Origin of the sequence: Lapidilactobacillus wuchangensis (genome assembly GCF_003946645.1) — a bacterium.
Lineage (GTDB): Bacteria > Bacillota > Bacilli > Lactobacillales > Lactobacillaceae > Lapidilactobacillus > Lapidilactobacillus wuchangensis.
In genome coordinates this window covers 159,904-184,246 of record NZ_RHOU01000002.1, presented here as the reverse complement: position 1 = coordinate 184,246, position 24,343 = coordinate 159,904, and the positions used below count along the sequence as shown (strand labels likewise).

At 41.4% G+C, this 24,343-nt stretch carries 20 protein-coding genes and 1 tRNA gene; 3 read left to right on the top strand and 18 right to left on the bottom strand.

Annotated features, from left to right (window positions below; genetic code table 11):
* Nucleotides 1–8 precede the first annotated feature (8 nt).
* The gene (pcrA, locus tag EKM82_RS02810) at nt 9–2,264 is read right to left on the bottom strand and encodes a DNA helicase PcrA (RefSeq protein ID WP_125766804.1); all 2,256 of its coding nucleotides are present in this window, start codon (nt 2,262–2,264) and stop codon (nt 9–11) included.
* Nucleotides 2,265–2,884: 620 nt separating this feature from the next.
* On the opposite strand from pcrA, the gene EKM82_RS11245 reads away from it, so the two are divergent.
* The gene (locus tag EKM82_RS11245; RefSeq protein WP_164508070.1) at nt 2,885–3,043 is read left to right on the top strand and encodes a hypothetical protein; all 159 of its coding nucleotides are present in this window, start codon (nt 2,885–2,887) and stop codon (nt 3,041–3,043) included.
* A gap of 98 nt (nt 3,044–3,141) precedes the next feature.
* Here EKM82_RS11245 and purB read toward each other — a convergent pair whose 3' ends face one another.
* The 7 genes from purB to EKM82_RS02775 all read right to left on the bottom strand — a co-directional run bounded on the left by purB (nt 3,142) and on the right by EKM82_RS02775 (nt 8,933).
* Entirely contained in the window at nt 3,142–4,437 is a 1,296-nt protein-coding gene (purB, locus tag EKM82_RS02805) for an adenylosuccinate lyase (RefSeq protein ID WP_125766803.1), read from the bottom strand.
* Between the two features lie 40 nt (nt 4,438–4,477).
* Nucleotides 4,478–5,602 (bottom strand): ATP-grasp domain-containing protein, encoded by a 1,125-nt coding sequence (locus tag EKM82_RS02800; protein ID WP_125766802.1) that lies wholly within the window; start codon nt 5,600–5,602, stop codon nt 4,478–4,480.
* A 177-nt stretch (nt 5,603–5,779) separates the two neighbouring features.
* Nucleotides 5,780–6,364 carry a xanthine phosphoribosyltransferase gene (locus tag EKM82_RS02795; protein ID WP_125766801.1) on the bottom strand — a complete coding sequence of 195 codons (585 nt, stop codon included), beginning with the start codon at nt 6,362–6,364 and terminating at the stop codon, nt 5,780–5,782.
* A 93-nt stretch (nt 6,365–6,457) separates the two neighbouring features.
* Nucleotides 6,458–7,144 (bottom strand): glycoside hydrolase family 73 protein, encoded by a 687-nt coding sequence (locus EKM82_RS02790; RefSeq protein WP_164508069.1) that lies wholly within the window; start codon nt 7,142–7,144, stop codon nt 6,458–6,460.
* Between the two features lie 82 nt (nt 7,145–7,226).
* Nucleotides 7,227–7,727 carry a GNAT family N-acetyltransferase gene (locus EKM82_RS02785; RefSeq protein ID WP_125766800.1) on the bottom strand — a complete coding sequence of 167 codons (501 nt, stop codon included), beginning with the start codon at nt 7,725–7,727 and terminating at the stop codon, nt 7,227–7,229.
* A gap of 115 nt (nt 7,728–7,842) precedes the next feature.
* Complete coding sequence (locus tag EKM82_RS02780) at nt 7,843–8,043, bottom strand: cold-shock protein (protein WP_125650674.1); 201 nt, start codon at nt 8,041–8,043, stop codon at nt 7,843–7,845.
* 272 nt (nt 8,044–8,315) lie between these two features.
* On the bottom strand, nt 8,316–8,933 hold the full coding sequence (locus EKM82_RS02775) for an ECF transporter S component (RefSeq protein WP_125766799.1): 618 nt from the start codon (nt 8,931–8,933) through the stop codon (nt 8,316–8,318).
* A 214-nt stretch (nt 8,934–9,147) separates the two neighbouring features.
* Here EKM82_RS02775 and nagB point away from each other — a divergent pair, with 214 nt between their 5' ends.
* Nucleotides 9,148–9,855, top strand: coding sequence for a glucosamine-6-phosphate deaminase (gene nagB / locus EKM82_RS02770; protein WP_125766798.1), 708 nt, complete (start codon nt 9,148–9,150; stop codon nt 9,853–9,855).
* Nucleotides 9,856–10,788: 933 nt separating this feature from the next.
* Here the strand turns inward: nagB and EKM82_RS02765 are convergent.
* From EKM82_RS02765 to EKM82_RS02750, 4 genes are all read right to left on the bottom strand, one after another.
* Nucleotides 10,789–10,874: transfer RNA gene (locus tag EKM82_RS02765), tRNA-Leu, on the bottom strand.
* A gap of 16 nt (nt 10,875–10,890) precedes the next feature.
* Entirely contained in the window at nt 10,891–11,376 is a 486-nt protein-coding gene (locus tag EKM82_RS02760) for a SprT family protein (RefSeq protein WP_125766797.1), read from the bottom strand.
* Nucleotides 11,369–13,558: a Tex family protein gene (locus EKM82_RS02755; RefSeq protein ID WP_125766796.1), complete on the bottom strand. Its 2,190-nt coding sequence runs from the start codon at nt 13,556–13,558 to the stop codon at nt 11,369–11,371. The genes EKM82_RS02760 and EKM82_RS02755 overlap by 8 nt, the downstream gene beginning before the upstream one ends.
* A gap of 31 nt (nt 13,559–13,589) precedes the next feature.
* Complete coding sequence (locus EKM82_RS02750; protein WP_125766795.1) at nt 13,590–14,027, bottom strand: hypothetical protein; 438 nt, start codon at nt 14,025–14,027, stop codon at nt 13,590–13,592.
* Between the two features lie 332 nt (nt 14,028–14,359).
* On the opposite strand from EKM82_RS02750, the gene EKM82_RS11240 reads away from it, so the two are divergent.
* Nucleotides 14,360–14,593 carry a hypothetical protein gene (locus tag EKM82_RS11240; protein ID WP_164508068.1) on the top strand — a complete coding sequence of 78 codons (234 nt, stop codon included), beginning with the start codon at nt 14,360–14,362 and terminating at the stop codon, nt 14,591–14,593.
* Here the strand turns inward: EKM82_RS11240 and EKM82_RS02745 are convergent.
* The 6 genes from EKM82_RS02745 to EKM82_RS02720 all read right to left on the bottom strand — a co-directional run bounded on the left by EKM82_RS02745 (nt 14,559) and on the right by EKM82_RS02720 (nt 24,272).
* Nucleotides 14,559–17,252 carry a cation-translocating P-type ATPase gene (locus EKM82_RS02745; protein WP_125766960.1) on the bottom strand — a complete coding sequence of 898 codons (2,694 nt, stop codon included), beginning with the start codon at nt 17,250–17,252 and terminating at the stop codon, nt 14,559–14,561. The two genes, EKM82_RS11240 and EKM82_RS02745, sit on opposite strands and share 35 nt — an antisense overlap.
* Before the next feature lie 223 nt (nt 17,253–17,475).
* Entirely contained in the window at nt 17,476–18,315 is an 840-nt protein-coding gene (nadE, locus tag EKM82_RS02740) for an ammonia-dependent NAD(+) synthetase (RefSeq protein WP_125766794.1), read from the bottom strand.
* A gap of 73 nt (nt 18,316–18,388) precedes the next feature.
* A complete protein-coding gene (locus EKM82_RS02735) occupies nt 18,389–19,882 on the bottom strand; it encodes a nicotinate phosphoribosyltransferase (protein ID WP_125766793.1) in 1,494 nt (497 codons plus the stop codon).
* Between the two features lie 168 nt (nt 19,883–20,050).
* Nucleotides 20,051–20,893: a dTDP-4-dehydrorhamnose reductase gene (gene rfbD / locus EKM82_RS02730; RefSeq protein WP_125766792.1), complete on the bottom strand. Its 843-nt coding sequence runs from the start codon at nt 20,891–20,893 to the stop codon at nt 20,051–20,053.
* A gap of 124 nt (nt 20,894–21,017) precedes the next feature.
* Nucleotides 21,018–22,046, bottom strand: coding sequence for a dTDP-glucose 4,6-dehydratase (gene rfbB / locus EKM82_RS02725; protein WP_125766791.1), 1,029 nt, complete (start codon nt 22,044–22,046; stop codon nt 21,018–21,020).
* A gap of 57 nt (nt 22,047–22,103) precedes the next feature.
* The gene (locus EKM82_RS02720; protein ID WP_125766790.1) at nt 22,104–24,272 is read right to left on the bottom strand and encodes a glycoside hydrolase family 73 protein; all 2,169 of its coding nucleotides are present in this window, start codon (nt 24,270–24,272) and stop codon (nt 22,104–22,106) included.
* Between the last annotated feature and the right edge of the window lie 71 nt (nt 24,273–24,343).

The window sequence follows — 24,343 nt, the reverse complement described above, 5'->3', positions numbered from 1 at the left end:
AATCAGCTTTATGACGACTTACTAACTTTTTTGATTGGGGCGAATACCGCCATCAAATGTTTAACACCAATTTCTGGAAAAGCGATTGCTAATTCCACATCGTCGCCATTTTGATCAACTTGAACGACGGTGCCTTGACCCCAAGCTCGATGTTCAACGAGATCGCCAACTTGCCAGCTCACTTGTTCAGCACCTACTGCACCAGTGGCCTTTTTCGCTTGGGGCGCATGATACGTCGTTGCCGTAGCTCGTGCTGTTTGTTTTTGTCGCCGACCAGCTTGACCACCCACTTGATCAAAAGGATACTGTTGAGCTTCTTGAGCCACAGGTTCAATGACTTCTGGATCAATTTCGGCAATAAATCTTGAAGGTGGATTGTTCTGCGGACGACCGTACAACATCCGACCATACGCATTGGATAAGTAGAGTTCTTTTTGCGCCCGGGTAATCCCAACGTAAGCCAGTCGCCGTTCTTCTTCAAGCGCATCATCTTCCATTAAGGAACGCGACAATGGGAAAATGCCTTCTTCAAGTCCGACTAAAAAGACCACTGGAAATTCCAGTCCTTTGGCGGCGTGTAACGTCATCAAAGTAACTTGTTTCAAGTCTTCCCCTAATTCATCCTGATCAGAAGTTAAGGCCAAATCGGCGATAAAGTCGATCAATGGTTGGCTATCACTATCTTCTGGTTGATAAGTGTCATCAAATTGTTGGGTCACGGTCAAGAATTCCGCCAAGTTTTCCAGACGCGTTTCGGCTTCAACAGTCTTTTGAATTTCTAAGCTGGCTTGATAACCACTTTTTTCTAATAATCGTTTGGTTAATTCGGTCATTGATAAATTAGCTGCTTCCGCGTTTAAAGCATAAATTAGCTGAGCGAAATCAAGCAGTTTGGTTCTAGGCCGTGCCGCCAAGGCGGATAATTCAACATTCTTCGCCGCCGCCAATAATGACCAATCGTGCTCATCGGCAAATTCTTGTAACTTGCCAATCGTCCCGGCACCTAAACCACGCTTCGGTTCATTGACCACCCGATTGAAACTCATTGAATCATCAGGATTAGCCACTAAGCGCAAATAGGCTAAAATATCGCGAATTTCTTTACGGTCATAGAATTTATGACCGCCAACAATTTTGTACGGAATGCTGGCCTTCATCAGCCGATCTTCAAAAATCCGTGATTGTGCGTTTGTCCGATAAAGAATTGCAAAATCACCATAATTAAACTTCTGCGACTTAACTTCTTCTTTGATCTTGCTGGTCACAAATAAAGCTTCATCACTTTCACTTTGGGCCCGATAATAGTTAAGTTTGCTACCTTCAGCATTATCAGTCCACAATTTCTTCGGCTTACGATAACTATTATGCGCAATCACCGAGTTAGCCGCCTGCAAAATATTTTTGGTTGAACGGTAGTTTTGTGCTAACAAAATACTTTTAGCGTGTGGATAATCTCGCTCAAAATTCATAATATTGGCCATATTTGCGCCACGCCAGCCATAAATACTCTGGTCAGCATCACCAACCACACAAACATTGCGGTAAGCCGCACCTAATAATTGGACTAATTGATATTGCGCCTCATTTGTATCTTGGTATTCGTCGACATGAATGTAACGAAACTTCCGTTGGTAAAAAGCCAGTGTCTCAGGATCTTTATGAAATAAGACAATTGTTTGCATAATTAAATCATCGAAATCGAAAGCTTGATCGCGATGTAATTCTTGTTGATAAATTTTATAAACTTGCGCAACTACTTGATCAAAGCCTTTAGCCGCTGACTGTTCAAATTCTTTAGGCGTTTTTAAATCGTTCTTGGCCTGACTAATTGACCCCAAAATTGCCTTCGGATCATATTGTTTGGGATCTAAATTTAATTGACGCAGAATCCGCTTGATCAAGGTCAGCTGCTCAGAACTGTCCGCAATCGTGAAGGAACGGGAATAACCGATTTTTTCGCTTTCCCGCCGTAAAACCCGCACACAAAGAGCATGAAACGTGGATACCCAAACATCATTGGCGTCGTCACCTAATAATTTCTGAACCCGTTCCCGCATTTCTTTAGCTGCCTTATTGGTAAAGGTAATCGCTAAAATTTGCCACGGCAAAACACCGCGTTCTTGAATCAAATAAGCAATTCGGTGAGTTAAGACTCGTGTTTTCCCAGAACCGGCCCCAGCCATAATCAACAAGGGACCATCAGTTGTTAAAACTGCCTCTTTTTGTTGATCATTTAATCCTGCTAATATACTGGTCGTGCCCATGTTGTCTTCCTTCCCGAAAATAAAAATTTTCTATTGCCGTTAAGCAAAATAAAGTATTCTAATAAACAATTATAACAGACATTTGAAGTTAGAATGTTACGCTTATTTTACCGCAAAGGGAACAGATGTTTCAAATTTTCATTTGAATAAATGATTCCAGTGAGAAACTGACCAGAATTAAGTAAAGGTGTGTAAACAGAATGGCGTCTGACTGCATTCCGGGCTGCGGGTTGTGGAACGCGGCGGCCGTCGATTGAAGCCTTTTTTCAAAAGTCTTCAATTCGAGGCTTATTGTAAGTGCTAAAGCACCAACAATAATTTCGCGGCTGACAACCCGATCCCTCCATTACGTCCTGAGTTGAGTTAGCACCCTTCATTGTGGTTAGTGGTTAAGGCAAGCAAAGCAAGATTACTCGTCTAAATTTTAATTCTTGTACACTGAACAATGGTCAAAAATAGCCTAGTTGCCAAGTTAATTTAAATAGCTTGCCAATTAGGCTTCGTTAGTTTTTACAATTGTTTTTTTGCGTATTGGTGCCCAATTTTGTCAGTTTCACCAGACAGTTGCTGGATGATTGTAACTCTTTACTAGCACTGTCTTGCAATCAGTCCAAGATAAAATGGACCACATTGGCTCAAAACGTAGTGAAGGCCGCCGGGTTGTCAGTCGCCAAATTCTTCTTGCCGCTTCAGCGGTTAGAAGAAGACCTGTATTTAAGACTTTGCCCAGCAAAGGCTTAAATCAGTGTCGGCAACGTTCCACAACCCGCCGGCCGTAACGGAGTTGTCCGCCAGTCTGTTTTAAACTCACCCGCAATCTTCTCCGTCATTAAAAATACCAAGCCTCCCTAATCATGGAAGGCTTGGCACCAATTTTTTATTTTAAACCTAGTCGTTTGAAGATTAAATCTACTCGACGCAAATGCCAGTGGTAATCGAAGGCATCGTCAAGATCAGCTGCTGATATTTGCTTCATTACTTGGGGATCAGCTGCCAATAGCTGTTTAAAGTCTTTGCCTTGGTCCCAAGCCAGAGCAGTTTTAGCTTGAACCAAATCATAGGCTTGTTCCCGACTCAAACCACTTTCAACTAATTTCAGCAATACTCGTTGACTATAGATCAAGCCATGAGTCACCTGCATATTCTGTTGCATCCGTTCTGGGAAAACAACTAAATTAGTCAACAGCCGATTAAAACGAGTGAGTTGGTAATCCATTAGTGAAGTAGCATCTGGCAAAATAATTCGCTCAACAGAACTATGGGAAATATCCCGTTCATGCCACAAGCCCACGTCTTCTAAGGCTGGAATTTGATAGCCACGAATCACTCGCGCCAAACCAGTCAAGTTCTCTGAAGTGATTGGATTGCGTTTATGTGGCATCGCCGACGACCCCTTTTGTCCAGAAGCAAAACGTTCTTCGACTTCATGGACTTCTGTTCGTTGTAAATGGCGGATTTCCAAGGCGAACCGTTCAATTGAGGTCGCGGTTAGGGCTAACGCTGTTAAATACTCAGCATGTAAATCTCGCGGTAAAACTTGTGTCGAAATATCTTGGGCCCGTAAGCCTAATTTTTTGGTCACATAAGCTTCAATTTCCGGTGGGATATTAGCAAAAGTCCCCACGGCACCACTCATTTTGCCAGCTTCAACGCCCTTAGCTGCGTGCTCAAAGCGCTCGATATCGCGTTTCAATTCAGCATACCAAGTTGCTAAAACCAAGCCAAAAGTAGTGGGCTCTGCATGAACACCATGGGTCCGGCCAATCATCACGGTTTGTTCGAATTCCAAAGCCCGACGCTTAATTGTGGCTAGCAACGTCTGCAAATCGGCGCGAATTAAGTCGTTGGCCTGTTTCAAACGATAGCCTTGAGCAGTATCAACCACATCAGTCGACGTCAGGCCAAAGTGGATCCATTTCCGCTCTGGTCCTAAGGTTTCGGAGACTGCGCGCGTAAAAGCAACCACATCATGCTTCGTTACTTGTTCCAATTCTTGAACGCGAGCCGTATCAAAGCTGGCGTTTTCCTGAATCCGTTGCAAGTCAACTGCGGGAATCTCGCCCAATTCAGCCCAAGCCTCACAAGCATAGACTTCGACTTCTAACCAAGACTGATATTGATTCTGTAAACTCCAAACCTGAGCCATTTCAGGACGGGTATATCGTTCAATCATTATTTACGCTCCTTAAAATTCCAAAATCGTCGCCACAAAACTACCATAATTCCGTGTTTTCAATAAGCTCCAACAGACTAGCATAATCATTGGCAACAATGGTGGCTTCACCAATGGTCGCATCAGAACTTAGCGGTTGTTGTAAAACTGGCCAGAACATAAATTGCCAATTGACCCGCTTCGGAATTTGACCGAAGACTTGTGGCTCTAAATTAGCTGGTAACGACAACAAGGCACCTTCTTGCCGCAATACTAAATCAGGCACGGGCCACTCGCATAAATTACGCAAATGCAATTCGTATTGAGAGAAGTTAGTCACACTGCCATATAAATCGGCAGCTTGATAAGGACCTGGATAAATTCGATTGACGAATAGCACACCGGCCTCAGTTTCGAAGAAAGTCACTCCAAGCAAGCCTTGATAATCAATAGCGGTGGCGATTTGGGTGGCAACACGTTGAATTTCTTGAACAATTTCTGGCTGATTTTTTTGGTGAGCCAAGGCACTATGGAAGTCGCCTTCATGATAAACGGTTTCCAAAACTGGGAAAGTTTGAATCCGCTTCTGGGCATCCTTGCTGACCATGATCGCAAATTCCTTGGTGTAAGGAACCCAAGATTCCAAAATATAACTCCCATCAGCTAATTGCCCAGGTAATTGTTCAACATCATCATGACTCCGCAAAATATAATGGGAATTAATACGGCCTAAGCCCTTTTGGATTGGCTTCAAGACACAAGGAAAGCCTAATGAATCCACTGCTGAACGAATATCGTCTAACGTCACAGCCATGGCATAAGGCGCAATATTAATATTATGATCTTCCAAGAAAGTCTTTTCTAAATAACGGTCCTGAGTCATGGCTAACAATTCGGTACCTTGCGGCAATTTATCAGCAATCTGGGCATCATTTAAACTATTAACATTAATTTTTTCATTTTGAAAAATGACAACCTCACTCGCAGCTGCCAATTGCCGTAATAACTTCGTATTGCTGGAAGTACCAATAATAATTTGATCAGCTTCTTTAGCAGCTAAATCATTGGCATCTGGCACTAATAAATTAACTAAGAAGCCCAGCTTATGAGCGGCTTGGGCCAATTGCCAACTACCTTGGCCACCGCCAATAATACCAATATAAGAACGTGGATAAACAAAACTCATTTGACAATACCTCGATTGTTAGAATTATTTACTATTTTAAAATTAGAAAAAATGCAACCAGCATCAACTTAACCAATACGACGATCACAAGTTGCGGGTTGCTAATAAGCTTTACCATTTATTATTCTATCAAATCCTAGTACTGAAACCAAATAAGAACCAAGCCATTGTTGGCTTTTAATCATCTGCAGCTGCTACAAAAACAACTTGGCCATTTTCAAACGCTTTGATCCGTGCTAAAGATTCAGTGCGAATACCGCGAGCATCTAACAGCTGACGACCTTTTTGGAAGGTCTTCTCAATGACAATACCAACACCTTCAAGGTGAGCGTGGGCAGCATCAATAATATCAATTAACCCCTCAACCGCCTGACCATTAGCTAAGAAATCGTCGATAATCAATACCCGATCATCAGCACTTAGGAATTTCTGTGAAATTGAAATTTCATTGCTAACTTTTTTGGTGTATGAATAAACAGTCGCAGTGTACAAGTCATTTTTTAAAGTCAGTGATTTGTGCTTCCGGGCAAAAACAACCGGTACTTTCAACATCAATCCGGCCATGACTGCTGGCGCAATTCCTGACGACTCAACTGTCAAAATCTTCGTAATCGGTTGGTCAGCAAATAAACGCTGAAATTCACCACCAATGGCATACATTAATTGCGGATCAATTTGATGATTCAAAAAATTGTCAACTTTTAAGACGTTACCATCTAAAACTTGACCATCACGACGAATTTTATCTTCTAACTCACGCATGTGAACCCTCCACGGCATTTTATTCTAATTAGGCTTAACATAGCACAACCAAGCGCAACTGACAATTGCAATTGCAGGAATCAGTCATTTAAATTATGATTGCTGATCGTATTTGGTTAGCTGATAAGTTTCAACAATTTCAATAATTTTACTGGCATAATCTGGATCAGTGGCATAGCCGTCCGTTTCCAAGGCTTGAGCCGCCTCACGATAATCCTTAGCAGCTAAAAAATGTTGGTATTGCTGTGGATTCCAAGTCGTGCCGCGAGTAAATAACTGGGCATGATCTTGAATGGAGGCCGCATAAGAATCATATACCCGAAAACGAGCGGTAATTGTTTGCCACTTGCCATCAACGTATTCCTGAGTCGTCATTTCTTGTGTGTTGCTAGGATCAGAACCTTTGACACCAAATAAATTATTATATTTCTGACCGAGTGTGCTTTTGCCCCAATTACTTTCTAGAATGGCTTGGGCAATGGTCACACTTGGTAAAACATGAGTCGAACTTTGTAACTGGACGGCTTCTGGCGCCACCCGACTAATAAAGTGTTCCTTTTGCTTCTGAACACTGGCTGTTGATGCTGACACAGCGGCCGCCTCCTCTTGTGTTTCGTGTTGTTGCCAGCGGTCATAACTTAAGACAAAAATTAAGCCCACCGCAAAAACAATGGCAATCGTCCAGAAGAAACCATTTAGATCAATAAATTGACGTTGCTGATGAGAGCGCCGCTGACTTGAACGGCGCCGATGTTGTTTTGAATAGCGTGAATGGGCCAAATTATCGCTCCTTAAATCTCGTTTAAACCAATTAACAAGTTACTAATAACTACTAATAACTACTAAAGTAACCATAGCTGCCTTAAATCGCTGGTACCTTTTGTCGAAATACAATCATATCTTGCAAGGGCAAACCGTCGATCATAATCGGCGCTTGATATTGTTTGAAGAAATCAGGCCGAATTTGATAAAAACGAAAGCCATTATGTAAGTAAAAACTTAAATTACCCAAATCGACATCACCAGTCCCAACTAACAAATAATCTTGTTGGGCGGATTGAGCCAATAATAAAGCTAACTGAATCAAACGACTGCCATAACCATGCCGTTGAGCAGTTGGCGCCACCGCTAAATTCATGATTTCCCAACTGGTGGCCGACTGCGGTCGAATGGCCACTTCTGCTAGATATTGTTGCTGTTCATTTTGGATGGCCCAATAACGACAGTCTTGTTGATAGCGCGCTAACATTTGTGGGTCTTCATCAGCCAGCAACAACAAGCTGGCTAATTCGGTAGTGGCTTGTACCGGTGTTAGTTCAACCACTTGATTGCCAGCGGGCAACGCCAATTTTTGTTCGAACATAGTCTTTGGCCTCCAATTAACAGCTTAAACAATTAACGACTTTCATTATGTTTTATCATAACAAAAAAGGACCGGCAATATGCCGATCCAAAAAACTTTTTAATTTAAATTAAAATTAGTCTTTGTTAACGTTAACAGCTTGAGGTCCACGTTCGCTTTCTTCGATGTCGAAAGTAACGCCTTGGCCTTCTTCAAGAGTCTTGTAGCCGTCGCCTTGGATAGCTGAGAAATGTACGAATACATCGCTGCCATCTTCGCGAGTGATAAAGCCATAACCTTTTTCTGCGTTAAACCATTTTACTGTTCCGTGTTCCATTAGAACGTTTCCTCCTTGGGGATACTTATATTTGTTTGTATTTCTGTGTGGTACTTTTGGAAGAAAGTCTATGCGAACAATCGAACCAATACCATTCAAAAAGTACAACTCTTATACTATCATGTAGGATATATAAAAACAAGCGTTTCACCCAAAAAAAGTGTGATATTTCTCAATATATCAATAACTAAAGCGCTGCCAAGGTAGCCGCAAGTATAGTTAACTCCACTTATGATTATCGTTACGAATTCTTGCCAAAAAATAAACATAGTCTAGTGTTGGCGGCGCTGCCAAACGTGTTTTAACGGGATTGCCAATAAAGGCACAATAATAATCGCACTAATTGCTTCAGCCAAACCATTAACGCCTAACGCAACTAGTAAAACTTTAAACAAATTCTGGGAGCTGCCCTGCATGCCTAACTTATTTAATAAGGTGGCACTATGATTCAAATAGAAAATATTCGTAAGCAGGATCACGCCAAGGGTATTTAAGGCAGCCCCTAAAAATCCGGTCACGCCAAAACTAACGACCTGTGGCATTTTAAGTTTCGTTAAGACGGTTGGTAACCAACCCGCAAACCAGCCAACAAATAAGCGCGGCACAATTGCAATAATGGGATTGGCAAATAAGAGGAATGTCACCGTCCCTGGCGAGGTAAACGCCCTAATTAATGAAATAATGCCCCAAATTAGACCCAGAATTGCGCCAGAAGTCGGTCCCATAATAATGGCGCCAACCATTACCGTCATCCCCATTAATGTAATTACTGGCAGTCCAGGTAGTAATGGAATGTATCCTAAAAATGGCACCACTGCTTGTAAAATTAGAATTGCTGTAAAAATGCCGATCATCGCAATTTGTTGCGCTTGTACTCGCGATTTCCCCATAATTTGCACCTCGCTTTTTAACTTGTATCTATATTTTACCTGACTGTTGGACTAGGTCAATACTCAGCAGCAGCCAAGTTCGCCAGCAACGATTATTTTTACAGTTAATCTAATAAAATCGGGCTGAAGATTGTCGTCAAGATCAGGATATTTGCTTGACAAAAATCTCGTTTCGCGTTAAATTGGACTAGACCAAACAAGGAGGATATAAATCATGCAAATTAAAATTGTTAAAGATAAACTTGCTGGTGGCGAAGCTGCCTTTGATATGATTAAAGCCGGAATGGCTAACAACGCTAAGGTATTGGGCTTAGCTACTGGTAGTACCCCAATTACTTTGTACGATAAGATGACTGCTAGTGATCTTGACTTCTCAAACATGGTATCAGTTAACTTGGACGAATATGTCGGCTTACCTGCTAGCAACGACCAAAGCTACCACTACTTCATGAACGAACATCTCTTCAGCAAGAAACCATTTAAGGCTACTTACGTACCAAATGGCGAAGCTGAAAATGTTGAAGCTGAAGTTGAACGCTACGAAAAAGTGATTGCTGATAACCCAATCGATATCCAAATCTTAGGTATTGGCCGCAACGGTCATATTGGTTTTAACGAACCAGGTTCACCATTAGATGGCCCTACTCATAAAGTTGCCTTAACACAATCAACAATTGACGCTAACGCTCGTTTCTTCGAAAATGAATCCGATGTTCCTCGTTACGCTATTTCAATGGGCATTGGCTCAATCATGAAGAGCAAGGAAATCATCTTGATGGCTTATGGCGAAGACAAAGCTGATGCTATTCAAGCAACAGTTGAAGGTCCTGTTACTAACCACGTACCTGCAAGTGTCTTGCAAAACCATGCCAATGTTACTTTGATCTTAGACGAAGCAGCAGCAAGCAAATTATCTAAATAATTAATCTTTTCTGGAGTCCTAGTTTACTAGGGCTCTTTTTTTGACTTCAAATTAGTAGTTGGTTTAACGGCCAAAGCCTAAGTGAACGTGTAAAAACAGAATTGAGTCTGACTCCATTGTGGGCTTGCTGGTTGTGGAACGCGGCCGACGCTGATTAATTCTAATTACAAACCAAGTTCACAACCAGTAAAACCAGGTGAAAGTGTAAAAACAGAATTGTATCTGACTACATTTCGGGCTGCTTGGCGTGGAACGCGGCCGGCATTGATTTGAGCTTATTGCTACGCAACAATCTCAAATACAAGCCTTGTTCTAAGTGGCAGAGCCACTAAGAACAATTTGGCGGCTGACGCCAAGATCCCTCCATTCCATCTGGAGTTGATACGGAGCACTTCATTATTTTTAGTGATCAAGACAAATTTAGTGGGATAACTTAACTCTATTAAACTGTTCATAGCGCTAGTTCAGAAAACTTGTCAAATAAACTATTAGTTCACAGCAATCATTTTTTCATACAGTGGTGCTCAATCAAACTATTTCATTAGGCAGGGGCCCAGCGATTGGCGTCAATGGTGAAATTATTCTTAGAGTGTGAGGAGCAGCGGTTTTTCGGCGTAGAGTAACTGCAAATAATTGATTGAGCTGGTGCCAACCAGATCGAGCAATTATTTTAGTTAATCATAGCCGTTTGCTGCTTTGAACACGTTTTGCCGCTTTAGCGGTTAGAATAAGACTCGTATCTGAGATTGTTGCTGAAAGCAATAAGCTCAGATCGATGTCCACCATGTTCCACGACCAGAAAATCGCTGGGCCCCTGCCGACCACCAACTAGGGACCGACTCACGCATATTGCTGAAAAAAGAACTCCTCATGGAAATTTTAGACATACAAAAAAGGTGTTTTGAGAATAATCTCAAAACACCTTTTAGTTAGTGCGGGCAAGAAGACTCGAACTTCCACGACCTATAGGGGTCACAAGATCCTTAGTCTTGCGCGTCTACCAATTCCGCCATGCCCGCAAAAACAACTGCGAAATTAATTATAGTTGATTTTCGCAGTTGGGTCAATAGCGATTTGTTGTAATTTACCATGACAACGACCACAAACATATCGTTGGGTATTAATTCGCCGCTGACGCCAATAATCGACACCGCAATTAGAGCAGCGATAATGATAACGTACCTGCCTTGAGCGCGTAACAACAGGCTCAATTCGTGGCACGAATCGTAAGCCACCAACTTCTTTCAGCAACTGCCGGAATTCCACAGCGCGATGATCATGAGGCAATCCTAATAAATCTAAATGATAGTGGCAAAGCTCATGGCGAATGATTCCTGGTAACAAGTCACCATTTTGATAAGTCACAAAACGGGGATTAAAGTCTAAATGATGATCACCTGGAAAATAGCGACCACCAGTTGTTCGCAGTCGTGAATTAAACCGGGCTTGATGGGCAAACGGTCGGTGAAAATCTTGCTGCGAAATTTGTTCGACTAATTTTTGTAATTCTAAATTAGTCATCACTGAGATCACGCATACTTAATTGCACCCGCTCACGCTTCAGATCAACATCGAGAATTTTCACTTTCACGATGTCGCCTACCGCAACCACTTTTCCTGGATCTTTAATAAAATGATCAGCTAATTGCGAGATATGAACTAGGCCATCATGTTTAACACCAATATCAACAAAAGCGCCGAAATCGACGACATTACGCACCGTACCTTGCAAAACCATGCCGGGATGTAAATCCTCAATTGTTAACACATCTTGGCGTAACAAAGGCGCTGCTACAGTATCACGTAAATCACGGCCAGGTTTACATAAACCGGCAATAATATCGCGCAAAGTCTGCTCACCGACTGACCAGGACTCGCTTAATTCGCTGACATTTAATAACTTAGACACTGTTTGTAACATCTCGCTCCCCAAATCAGCTTTGGTCATGTTTAATTTAGCTAAAACTTTTTCCGCAATTGAGTAACTTTCAGGATGAATATCGGTATTATCCAGTGGTTCTGAACCCGTAATAATTCGTAAGAAACCAATTGCTTGTTGATAAGTTTTCGGACCTAAGCGCGGCACCTTCTGTAATTCCTGACGATTAGCAAATTTACCGTGCTCGTTTCGATACTGAACAATATTATTGGAGATTGTTGCCGACAAGCCCGAAATATGTTGCAACAGATCCAGACTGGCCGTGTTCAAATTAACCCCAACATTGTTGACCACATCTTCAACCACAATATCCAATTGGGCTGTTAATTCCTTCTGGCTAACGTCATGTTGGTATTGACCAACTCCGACTGCTTTCGGATCGATTTTCAATAATTCTGACAAAGGATCTTGCAAACGCCGAGCAATACTAACGGCCGAACGTTCTTCAACATGTAATTGTGGAAATTCAGCGCGCGCATTATCACTGGCTGAGTATACCGAGGCGCCAGCTTCATTAACAATCACGTAATAAACATCACGTTTGGTCTTTTTCAAAGCGGCGGCCACAAATTGTTCCGATTCGCGACTAGCCGTCCCATTGCCAATGGCGATCATCGTGACTTGATATTTCTCTAAGAAATCAAGAAACTGCCCTTCAGCTTGAGCTCGTTGGTTAGCTGGCGCTGGTTTATGGGGATAAATCACTAACTTATCAAGGAATTTTCCGGTGCCGTCAACGATTGCTAGTTTACAGCCCGTTCGATAAGCGGGATCAAATCCTAAAACAGTTTTACCCTTCAGTGGTGGTTGCAATAATAGATGCCGCAAATTCTCACCAAAAATAGCAATTGCTTGTTGATCAGCTTTAGTTTTCAAATCAGCCCGAATTTCCCGTTCAATCGCCGGGCCAATGAAACGCTTATAGGCATCAGCAACGGCAGCAACCATCTTTTCACTGGCAAACTGATTGCGATCCCGATTCACTTTTTTAGTGATCAATTGCAATAATTGGGTCGGATCAAACTCAATACCAGCTTTAAGAACGCCTTCTTTTTCCGCACGATTAATTGCCAAGGTTTGATGAGGAACAACCTTATTTAAGGGTGCTGAAAACTCATAATACAGCTGATAGACTTGCTTTTCGTCAGCATCGGCATCTTTCAAAGTACTTGTTAATGAGCCGTTACGTTCGGTGTAACGCCGAGTTAATTCACGGAATTTAGCTTGGTCGCTAATTTCATCGGCCAGAATTTCATGAACGCCCTGCCAAACTTCAACAGTTGTCGGCAATTGCTTTTCAGCGTCACAATACTGCAAAGCAGCCGCATCCCACTGATCATCAGAATAGTTCGGCTGTTCCTTAATCAATTCAGCCAGAGGTGACAGACCATTGGCCCGCGCAATCGTGGCTTTACTTTTCCGCTTTTGCTTGTACGGCAAATAAAGATCTTCAACGGTTTGCAACTTGACTGCATGCTCAATCGCTTTTTGCAAATCAGGCGTTAATTTACCCTGCTCTGTAATTGAGCGAATCACTTCAGTCTTACGATTAGCCAGTGCGGTTAAACGCTTGTATTCACTTTCAATCGCCCGAATCTGAACTTCATCCAAGGCGCCGGTCATTTCTTTACGATAACGCGCAATGAACGGTACTGTATTGCCATCATTTAATAAGTCTAAGACGGCTTTAATGCCATGTGGTGCATATTCTAAATTAGCTTCAGTCTCTTTAACAATTGTTTGATCTAAAGTTTCCGTACTCATGAAAAATCTTCGTCCCCATTACTTTAAAATTCTAGATTAAGCTACTAATCCGTTGCAAATATTTACTGATTTTATCCGTTGCCACATCCTGAGCAGCTTCTGCCGCTGAGAAAGCGGCTTGGTCAACGGTTTGATCTGCTTGCAAGCTATCAGTCATGGCTTGGCAACCATCAACAAATTCTTGAAAAGCCGCGGCTAAGAATTTCTGATTGCCCATTAAACGTGCTGGTGGCACTGCTGCGGCTAACTCATCGGCCAAATCCTGATAATCAGCTGTCCGTGACGCAAAAACCGTTTTGATTTCGTGATATTCATCAGCTGTTAAATCAGCAACTGTGTCGGCCTTGATGGCCTTTTGAATTTTTTGGAATAATGGGTCAAGTTCCTCTTGAATTTTTTCGGTTTCCGAAACGACCCGATTAATCGTTAAACTATATTGACGTGCTTTTTGCTGCATTTTATTTGCCATAACTATTAACCTCTTTAGTTTAATATGCTTATTATACCAAACTAGTCCCTACCCTGCTGATTCACGGTGCACTTAATTAGTTAAGAATTAATTTTCAAATCTAAATTAACTTGATCATTGATAGAATGAAGGACTGACATTTAAAAAACAGATTAAAGGAACGAAAAAGAGCCTACCCAGCAATCTTTCTGAATGAAATCAGCGACTGCCAAGTAGACACTTCCTTGTAAATATTCAATTGTAGCAACTATTTGAATGCAATCAATCATACGCCACTATCATTGCCTTAACCGTCGAAAATTATGAAATGATCTACATCAACTCCAGACGGAATGGAGGGCGTGATTGTCAGCTGCCAAATTATCGTTGGCGCTTTAGCGCTTACGATAAGACCTGTATCGAAGACTTTTGAAAAAAGGCTTCGATCAGCGTCGGCCGCGTTCCACAACCAGCAAGCCCGCAATGGCGTCAGAACCAGTTCTGTTTCAAACTCTTCACCGCTTTTAATACGATTAGACTTTGATGTGCCAATTAGTCACGATTGCTACGACGTTGGAATAGTTTAACTAATTCAACGATGGCAATCATTAGAACACCCGCACCTAAGACCATGAGCCACTGAATGCCATTTAATTCGGTCACATGGAAGAGGCTATTGAATCCTGGTACCACGATAGTCAACGCCACCATAATAAAGGACGTCGCCACGCCAATATTGAACATCTTATTGGCGAAAGGATGAATCTTGAAGATCGATTGATGAATCGACTTCACGTTAAACGCATGGAACAATTGAATCAAAGCCAAAGTCGCGTAAGCCATGGTCAAAGCGTCAGCGTGCATCGCATCATTGGAACTGTGCACGGGGAACATGATTGCTAAACCATAAACGCCTAACGTCAGCATTCCTTCAAGAATCCCTTGGTAAATAATCGATGAACCAACGCCACCGCTTAAGAAATTAGATTTCCGGCCGCGAGGTTTATGATCCATAATACCAGGTTCAGTTGGTTCAACTCCCAAAGCAATTGCTGGGAAGGTATCCGTTGCTAAGTTGATCCATAATAACTGCACTGGTTTCAAAATATCCCAGCCCATTAAGGTCATCATGAATAAAGTTAAAACTTCGCCTAAGTTGGCTGATAGTAGATATTGAATTGACTTTTGAATATTGGCAAAAACCTTTCGACCTTCTTCAACGGCCACAATAATTGTGGCGAAGTTATCATCAGCTAACACCATATCACTAGCACCTTTTGATACTTCAGTCCCGGTGATACCCATACCAATCCCAATATCAGCGGACTTCAGTGCAGGCGCATCATTAACACCATCACCAGTCATTGCCACAACTTTACCTTGATCTTGCCAAGCTTTAACAATTCGAACTTTATGCTCTGGCGAAACACGAGCATAAACCGAATAATTCTTAACTTTTTTGTCAAATTCTTGATCACTCATTTGGTCCAGTTGCGCACCAGTGATCACGGCAGCATCATCACCAGCAGGAATAATCCCTAAACGTACCGCAATGGCCTCAGCCGTGTCTTGATGGTCACCGGTAATCATAATTGGCCGAATGCCGGCTTTTTTAGCATCAGCGACTGCTTTCGCAGCTTCTGGACGTTCAGGATCGATCATCCCAATTAAGCCAGCAAAAGTCAGATCATGCTCAACCGTCTCTGAATTAAGCTCTGCGGGCACTTCATCAATAATCCGATAAGCCATTCCCAGAACGCGTAATGCTTGAGTGGCCATGCCTTTATTCTGCGCCAAAATCTGATTACGGTCTTTGCCAGTAATGGGTTGAACTTGACCAGCAGCAACTTCGATTTGCGTGACGCGCTTCAGCAGCTCGTCAGGGGCGCCTTTAACTGCAACAAAGAACTTACCATCAGCTAACTGTTGGATAGTTGACATCAGCTTTCGTTCCGAATCAAACGGCACTTCACCCACTCGTGGCTCTTTAGCCAAGGCGGCCTCAGTTGAATAATCGTGATCCAACCCGAATTGAATCAAGGCAGTTTCAGTGGGATCGCCGACTAGCTGACCATCGGATTGAATTTTAGTATCGTTACTGAAAGTCATTACCCGTAAAACTGAATCAGTTGCGGGAATTGGTGCTGACGCATCATTTAATTGACCATGTTCAAAAACTTTTTCGACAGTCATTTTATTTTGCGTTAAAGTCCCTGTTTTATCGGAAGCAACAATGTCGGTGCTGCCCAAAGTTTCCACTGCTGGCAACTTGCGGACCAACGCCTGCCGCTTGGCCATCCGCGTTGTACCAAGCGCAAGAATAATCGTGACAATTGCTGGTAAGCCTTCAGGAATTGCGGCGACAGCTAATGAAATCGCTGTTAACAGCATTTCGATAACCAATTGGTCCATTGGTAAACCATCATGATTATTGACAATCCCAACGACGAAAATAATCGCGGCAATTGCCAAAATCAGCCAAGTTAAAGTTTTGCCAAGAGAATTCAAGTTATCTTGTAATGGCGTACTGGTTTCACCGGCCTGATTAATCATGCCAGCAATTCGGCCGACTTGGGTATCCATCCCAGTAGCCACAACCACCCCAACACCACGGCCGTAAGTCACGTTGCTGTTCATAAAGGCCATATTAGTGCGATCGCCAATGGTAACCTCTTCATCAGCTAACGGGGCCGCACTTTTTTCAACGGGAACCGATTCACCAGTTAAGGCTGATTCTTCTACCTTCATTGACGCCGAATCAATCAAGCGTAAATCGGCAGGAATGATATCGCCAGCTTCCAGTAGTACCAAGTCACCAACAACTAAATTTTCACTACTAATGGTTGCCACATTGCCATCACGACGAACGTGGGCTTCTGGCGTTGCCATTTCGCGCAGCGCATCAATCGCTTCTTCAGCCTTGGATTCCTGGAACACACCAAAGACGGCATTAATGATCACCACTGCTAAAATTAAGAAGGCATCAGGCCATTCATGGGCAACCACCCCAGAAACAATTGCAGCTACCAGTAAAACTAAAATCATAAAATCTTTAAATTGATCAAAGAAACGTTGGAAAATATTCTTCCGTTTCGCCTGCGCTAAAGCATTAGGACCATTCTCAGCTAAACGCTGCTTAGCCTGCTCGCTACTCAGACCTTGATCACTGGTCTGAAATTGTTTAAAAAGTGCCGACTTGGACAAGGCATAAAACCGGGTTACCTTAGACTCGTCTTTACCAACCAACAAAAATTCCTCCTCTTTGGACGTGGGAATAAAAAAAGACTCGTACGCAAAAACCACGTACAAGTCTCACTAATTAAGTCAAAACCAGAACTACTGTCTTGTTGATGGTTTTGTCGCGGACAATGCCGCCAGTTACTCCCTTGTTATGAATTCAGTATACTAAATAAATTCTGATAAAGCAATCAGAAAGTTCAGGGCGCCTAACTTTTTTCAACACCCGAACTTATGATTCTTTTGGCTCCCAGAAAGTATCAAAAACGGTAATTGGCAAGTGCCGCTTATGTTGGGTCTTTAAGAACCACTGCTCAATTTTTTCAGCGGCTGCCACAGGGACATCCTTACCTTCCAAATAGTCGTCAATTTGATCATAAGTGACGCCTAGGGCCACTTCATCAGGCAACTCCGGCCGATCATCTTCCAAATCAGCTGTTGGCACCTTTTCATATAAATGAGTTGGTGCACCTAAATAATGGAGCAGGGCTCGACCCTGACGCTTATTCAAGCGGTACAACGGTGTGACATCTGCACCACCATCACCATATTTGGTGTAGAAACCGGTAATATTCTCAGCGGCATGATCGGTGCCAACCACAACGCCTGCATGAGCACCAGCCACGGCATATTGGGCAATCATTCGTTGACGGGCTTTAATATTGCCCTTGTTAAAATCAGTGATTGTTTGACCTTGTTGCGTCAATTCAGTCAGCATGGCTTCTGTGGCTGGTTGAATGTCAACGCGAATAACCTGATCAGCTTGCATCCAGTCGATTGCGGCCATAGCGTCACTTTCATCAGCTTGCACGCCATATGGTAAGCGCATTGCATAAAATTGATAAGTCGCGTCGCCAGTTTCTGAGCGCAATTCGGAAATTGCCATTTCGGCCAATTTACCAGCCAACGTTGAATCCTGTCCACCAGAGATACCTAAGATATAACTCTTCAAAAAAGGTTGCGCCCGAAGATATTTCTTCAAGAAATCAACTGAACGACGCACTTCCGTCGCTGGATCGATTTCTGGTTTTGTTTTCTCAACTGCAATAATTTGGGCTTGTAATGCTCGCATCAGCATAACTTCCTTATCGATATTTTATTAAAGCTTTTCAATTCTGGTTGATTGTCAGACTATGATGAATAAATTAATGATTGTGATGACCTTCGTCACTATTATTCATATTAGCCACCATTTGGCGCATGCGAGCAATATGATTCATCTTGTGATCATAAAGCTTCTGCGACAAATCAACTGGGTATTCTTGAGGATTCAAATCACGCTTATATTCATCCCACAACGAATCAAGATTCTTAGTCGTCCGTTCCTTGATTGTCGCTAAGTTAGGCAAATCGTAAACCAAGTGACCATCAATATAAATATCTTTTAGAACTGGCACTGCATCAAAATCATGAATCGTTTTGTTAATATAAGTAAATTTCGGATGGAACATGAATAACTCTTCATGCGCCAGTGGGCTTTCGTCCCAAAGCGTGACATAATCACCTTCAGACTTATCATTCTTACGTTGATTCGTAATCCGCCAAACTTGTTTTTTACCAGGAGTGCTAACTTTTTCAGCATTGCTAGACAACTTAATCGTATCGACCATTTGACCTTGGTTATTTTCAATCGAAACCAACTTATAAACCGCACCTAGAGCTGGTTGGTCAAAAGCGGTAATCACTTTAGTCCCAACACCCCAAACGTCAATTTTAGCACCTTGCATTTTCAAGTTTTGAATGGTTTTTTCATCTAAATCATTCGAGGCATAAATCTTTGCATCAGGAAAACCGGCATCGTCTAATTGCTGGCGAATTCGTTTCGAAATATAGGCCATATCGCCAGAATCAATCCGCACACCTTGGAAATTGATTTTATCGCCCATTTCCTTGGCGACGCGAATAGCACTAGGCACGCCTGAACGAATCGTATCGTAAGTATCCACTAAAAAGACGCAATCGCGATGGGTTTCTGCATAAGCTTTGAAAGCCAAATAATCATTTTGGTAGACTTGCACCAACGCGTGGGCATGTGTGCCACTTGCAGGAATACCAAAAATTTTGGCGGCGCGAACATTACTGGTGGCATCAAAACCACCAATGTAAGCTGCCCGCGTGCCCCAAATAGCCGCGTCCATTTCTTGGGCCCGTCGTGAACCAAATTCCAAGACGGGATCGCCATTAGCCGCCGATTTCACCCGGGCAGCTTTGGTTGCAACCAAAATCTGGAAATTGATAATATTCAGCAAAGCAGTTTCAACTAATTGGCATTGATCTAAGGGACCTTCAACCTGAATCACTGGCTCCTCGCTAAAGACCAAATCGCCTTCTTGAGCTGAACGAATCGTACATTCAAATTTCATCTCGGCCAAATAAGTTAAGAAGTCCTCAGGAAAACCCGTTTGTTCCCGTAGATATTCCAAATCAGATTCACTAAAATGGAAACCTTCCAAATAGCGAACAATCCGTTCCAAACCCGCAAAAATAGCATAGCCATTATCGAAAGGTATCTTTCGAAAATACCCTTCAAAAACCGCATGACGTTTGTTGATGCCTTCTTTCCAATAAGAATACATCATATTCAATTCATAAAGGTCCGTATGAAGCATCAAGCTATCATCGGGATAAATCTTTTGCATAACCGCACCTCGGGCAATGTTTTTTAATTCAAATAATTATGTTAGCTAAAGTTTAACTTAAAAAATACAAGTTAACAATTAATTGGTTCAGTATAAGGATGGTTGGCTAGAAGAACTGCCATACTTCATTGTGTTAATAAGAATACTTAGAGTTTATTCACCACACTGTTAATCCATTTCATTCATAAATGCTGCCAATGCTTCTTGCCATGTTGGAATCTGGAAACCAGTTGCTTTTGTCTTACTTAGATCCATAATCGAGTGACGTGGCCGATAAGCTTTTTGTGGGAATTGCTCTGAATTAACAGGTACAACTTCGACTGGTTTGTTCTTCAAAATTTCTTTTGCAAATTCGTACCAGTTACAATCATTGTCGTTCGATAATTGATAAAGCCCATAAGGTAATTGATTGTCCAAAGCATACAACATGAACTCTGCCAATGTTCTAGTCCAAGTTGGTCGTCCCTGTTGATCATTAACCACACTTAATTTATCATGAGTCTCAGCTAATTTAAGCATAGTATAAACAAAGTTTTTACCATATTTACCGAAAACCCAAGAAGTTCGAATAATGTAATATTTACTCATGATACTAGCAACCGCTTGTTCACCAGCCAATTTGGTACGACCATATTCATTTTTAGGACCAGGAACTGTTTCTTCAGTATACATTTGATCATTAGTACCATCGAACACATAGTCAGTACTAATATAAAATAGTGTAGCGCCAACACTTTCTGCAGCACGGGCAATATTTTGTGTCCCAATCACATTAACTTTATAATTAATTGATTTGCCCGGCTCTTCTTCAGCAGCATCGACAGCCGTATAAGCTGCACAATGGAAAACAATCTTCGGTTGATGCTTGGTAAAATATTCGTTAACAGCTGCTTCGTCAGTGATGTCCAAATCTTGAGCATCCGTGCCAGTATAAGCGAGTTCACGCTCATCAAGTAAATGCCGTAATTCAGTCCCGAGTTGACCATTGGCCCCAGTAATCAAAATTTTCATATTTTCATCAAACTCCTAGTCATTTTCGTAAAATAAACTAACCACTACTAATAATACTACATTTTCAGGAATAACAAAAAACAGACACCGATTTGATGTCTGTTTTTTTAGAAACAATTAATGTTTATTGACCATTTTTAGCGTATTTAGCTTCAACGGCAGCCTTCTCAGACTTCCACCAATCTTCATGCTCAGTATACCAGTCAATCGTATGCTGCAAGCCGGTGCGGAAATCAGTATATTCTGGTTGCCAGCCTAGTTCTTCGCGCAATTTAGTCGAATCAATGGCATAACGTAAATCATGACCAGGACGATCATTAACGTGATCATAAGCGTCTTTAGGTTGACCCATTAATTCAAGAATCAGTTCAAGAACCGTCTTATTGTCCTTTTCACCATCAGCACCGATTAAATAAGTCTCGCCAATCTTACCCTTAGTCAAAATAGTCCAAACGGCGCGAGAATGATCATTAGTATGGATCCAATCACGAACGTTCTTACCACTGCCATAAAGCTTAGGACGAATCCCGCTTAAAATATTAGTGATTTGACGAGGAATGAACTTCTCAATGTGTTGATAAGGACCGTAGTTATTCGAACAATTCGAAACTGTTGCTCGTAAGCCGAACGAACGAGTCCAAGCATGCACTAACATGTCAGAACTTGCCTTAGATGAAGAATAAGGGCTACTTGGATTATAACGTGATTCTGGCGTAAACTTCTCACCAACACCCTCACCATGACCTGGTAAATCTTCACGTAATGGCAAATCACCATAAACTTCATCCGTTGAAATATGGTGGAAACGAACATCGTACTTGCGGCAAGCTTGCAATAACGTATAAGTCCCCACAATATTAGTTTGGATAAATGGTGATGGATCAATTAATGAATTGTCATTGTGACTTTCAGCGGCGTAATGCACGACGGCATCAGCTTTGCTAACCAATTTATCAACTAAATCAGCGTCACAAATATCGCCAACCACCAATTCAACCCGATCAGCTGGTAACCCGGCAAGGTTTGCCCGATTCCCCGCATAAGTTAATTTATCTAAAACTGTGACATGAACTTCAGGATGATTATTGACCACATAATGAACAAAGTTCGAGCCAATAAACCCTGCACCACCAGTAACGATGATATTTTCCATTTAATTTCACTCCTTGAGAATAAAAATCAACTACATACTATTAAGTTAACCACTAAACTACCTAATTGTAAAAACCTTATCGTAAAAAGCATAATCTACATAGTTGGAGTTACCGGAAATATTTCCTGAATATCTACTAATAATATAAACTTCTCTTCCTGATAAGCCATTTGTCGATATATTAACTGAGAAGCCACTGTTTGAAGCACCATATAAGTTAGGATAGAAATTTACAACATCCGGGCGCGCAACACTATTAATTTTAACACGTTTCAATTCCTTGTTAGTCTTTTTATCCATGACAAATAAGTAACGGTACTCCCGCTCATATGACAAATCACTTGCGTGCCAGCCTCTAATAGTAACAGTACTATTTTCCTGAACAATAGAATTTATATCTGCTTTATTTTCGGTAGGTTGTGGGACCGTAATTTTAGATTTCGTACCAAAACTAAAATCAACATAATCCGAATTACCTGCAAGAGTTTTTGAATAACGACTAATGAGATAAATATCTTTATTCCACATAGAAGGATCAATGACCATTGATGTTTCAAAACCACTGTTCAAAGAATTATAAATATCAGGATAAAACTTGTTAACATCAGGGCGACTCACATTAGTTGATCTAATTCTTTTTAGTTCTTTTCCTGTTTTGGCATCCATTGCAATTAAATAATGATAATCTCGTCCGTAAGATAAATCGCTTGCATGCCAACCTCTAATGTCAACGCTATTTCTATTGATTGCAAAATTATTGAGTCCAGCAACATTTTCAGTTGATTGAGGAACGATAACTTGACTCTTAGTAAATGCATAATCAACATAGTTACCATTTCCGGCGGGATCGCTAGTATAACGACTTATTAGATAAATATTCTTATCCCACATTGTTGGGTCGATGCCCATAGACGCATCAAAACCACTGTTTAGCGAATTATAAATATTGGGTACCACATTATTTACGTCAGGACGAGCAACATTGTTAACTTTGATTCGCTTAATTTCCTGATTAGTATTAGCATTCATCGCGATTAAATAATGATAGTTCTTACCTTCTGCTTGATCAGCAGCATGCCATCCCTTAGCATATAATTTAGAATTTTTAATAGTAAAACTATCCAAATTGGCTTGATTTTCATTACCTAATTTTGGTACTTTAACTGTCGCATCGAAATCATAGTCCAGTACATTTCCCGCGCCATTTGATTGTTGAGCGTATCTTGAAGTAACTCGATAAGTATGGCCTTCCATTTCTTTAGTTGCTGGAATATTTACCTGAAAGCCACTATTTAAAGCATTAGTAACATCTGGATAAAACTGAACTACATCTTCACGGGCAATTCTTGAAATTGGGATTTGAGAATATTGTTTACCTGAATCAACATCTGTCAATACTATGAAGCTATACGGATATGCAGCAGAGGCGTTGTCAATATGCCAACCGCGAGTATTAACTGTATCATTAGATTTATCAAACGAAAGATTATTTAATGAACCGAAATGTGCAGGTATTGTACTCTGATCATATTGAACCAAATTATATTGCTCAATAATTTGATTTAATACCTGCGCATAATTTGGCGCTGTAGCATAACCTGCGTTTTGAAGTATTTGTGTAACTTTTTGATATTCCGTAACACCTAGTAAACTACTATAGCGTGAATTGGAATATAGGAAGTTACCGTGATCTTCAATGCTAGCATTCCAATCAGGATATTTTCTAAATTGTGCATTAACGGTAATCCAACTACCATTAACATATTCTTGAGTAGGCATGATTATCGATTGTCCTAAATAACTGCCTTTAATGCCAAATAGATTATTGGCAACTGTTGATAAATCTGATTTTCCCCAACCACTTTCTAATATGCTTTGTGCAATTGAAACAGAAGGTAGAACACCATATTTATTCCAGCCACTGATTGCTCCCGAGGCAACCTGATCAATAAAAAGCTGTGTAGGGCTGATGGCTCTGCTTGAGAATGAAGATGGTAAGTTAGGTTTTATTGCTTTGCCAATCGCACTGGAATCTGATGAGTCATAAAACCCTGGCCCTATTAATCCATTAGCCGTCAAAGGGGCAGCTTGGGACATCTGATTTTCGTCATCCGAATTTACATCGGCTGAAACAAGGTCTGTTGGTTTAGTAAACGCTGATGCGATCCCCATAGCTGAAATACCTAGCAAACCAATCATTATATTCTTTTGGAAATTATTTTTCATGAATAAACTTCTCCCATAAAATAAAAGCAGTAAAAACTAAAACGACAATTTAATATAACATAAATAATAAT

Bases quoted from the DNA above. Each gene is read 5' to 3' on its own strand.
- EKM82_RS02785 (WP_125766800.1), bottom strand. From the start codon at position 7,727: ATGTTCGAACAAAAATTGGCGTTGCCCGCTGGCAATCAAGTGGTTGAA.
- EKM82_RS11240 (WP_164508068.1), top strand. From the start codon at position 14,360: ATGGAGGGCGTGATTGTCAGCTGCCAAATTATCGTTGGCGCTTTAGCG.
- EKM82_RS02750 (WP_125766795.1), bottom strand. From the start codon at position 14,027: ATGGCAAATAAAATGCAGCAAAAAGCACGTCAATATAGTTTAACGATT.
- EKM82_RS02755 (WP_125766796.1), bottom strand. From the start codon at position 13,558: ATGAGTACGGAAACTTTAGATCAAACAATTGTTAAAGAGACTGAAGCT.
- purB (WP_125766803.1), bottom strand. From the start codon at position 4,437: ATGATTGAACGATATACCCGTCCTGAAATGGCTCAGGTTTGGAGTTTA.
- EKM82_RS02760 (WP_125766797.1), bottom strand. From the start codon at position 11,376: ATGACTAATTTAGAATTACAAAAATTAGTCGAACAAATTTCGCAGCAA.
- EKM82_RS11245 (WP_164508070.1), top strand. From the start codon at position 2,885: ATGGACCACATTGGCTCAAAACGTAGTGAAGGCCGCCGGGTTGTCAGT.
- rfbD (WP_125766792.1), bottom strand. From the start codon at position 20,893: ATGAAAATTTTGATTACTGGGGCCAATGGTCAACTCGGGACTGAATTA.
- EKM82_RS02775 (WP_125766799.1), bottom strand. From the start codon at position 8,933: ATGGGGAAATCGCGAGTACAAGCGCAACAAATTGCGATGATCGGCATT.
- EKM82_RS02795 (WP_125766801.1), bottom strand. From the start codon at position 6,364: ATGCGTGAGTTAGAAGATAAAATTCGTCGTGATGGTCAAGTTTTAGAT.
- EKM82_RS02800 (WP_125766802.1), bottom strand. From the start codon at position 5,602: ATGAGTTTTGTTTATCCACGTTCTTATATTGGTATTATTGGCGGTGGC.
- rfbB (WP_125766791.1), bottom strand. From the start codon at position 22,046: ATGGAAAATATCATCGTTACTGGTGGTGCAGGGTTTATTGGCTCGAAC.
- EKM82_RS02735 (WP_125766793.1), bottom strand. From the start codon at position 19,882: ATGCAAAAGATTTATCCCGATGATAGCTTGATGCTTCATACGGACCTT.
- EKM82_RS02720 (WP_125766790.1), bottom strand. From the start codon at position 24,272: ATGAAAAATAATTTCCAAAAGAATATAATGATTGGTTTGCTAGGTATT.
- pcrA (WP_125766804.1), bottom strand. From the start codon at position 2,264: ATGGGCACGACCAGTATATTAGCAGGATTAAATGATCAACAAAAAGAG.
- nagB (WP_125766798.1), top strand. From the start codon at position 9,148: ATGCAAATTAAAATTGTTAAAGATAAACTTGCTGGTGGCGAAGCTGCC.
- EKM82_RS02780 (WP_125650674.1), bottom strand. From the start codon at position 8,043: ATGGAACACGGAACAGTAAAATGGTTTAACGCAGAAAAAGGTTATGGC.
- nadE (WP_125766794.1), bottom strand. From the start codon at position 18,315: ATGCGAGCATTACAAGCCCAAATTATTGCAGTTGAGAAAACAAAACCA.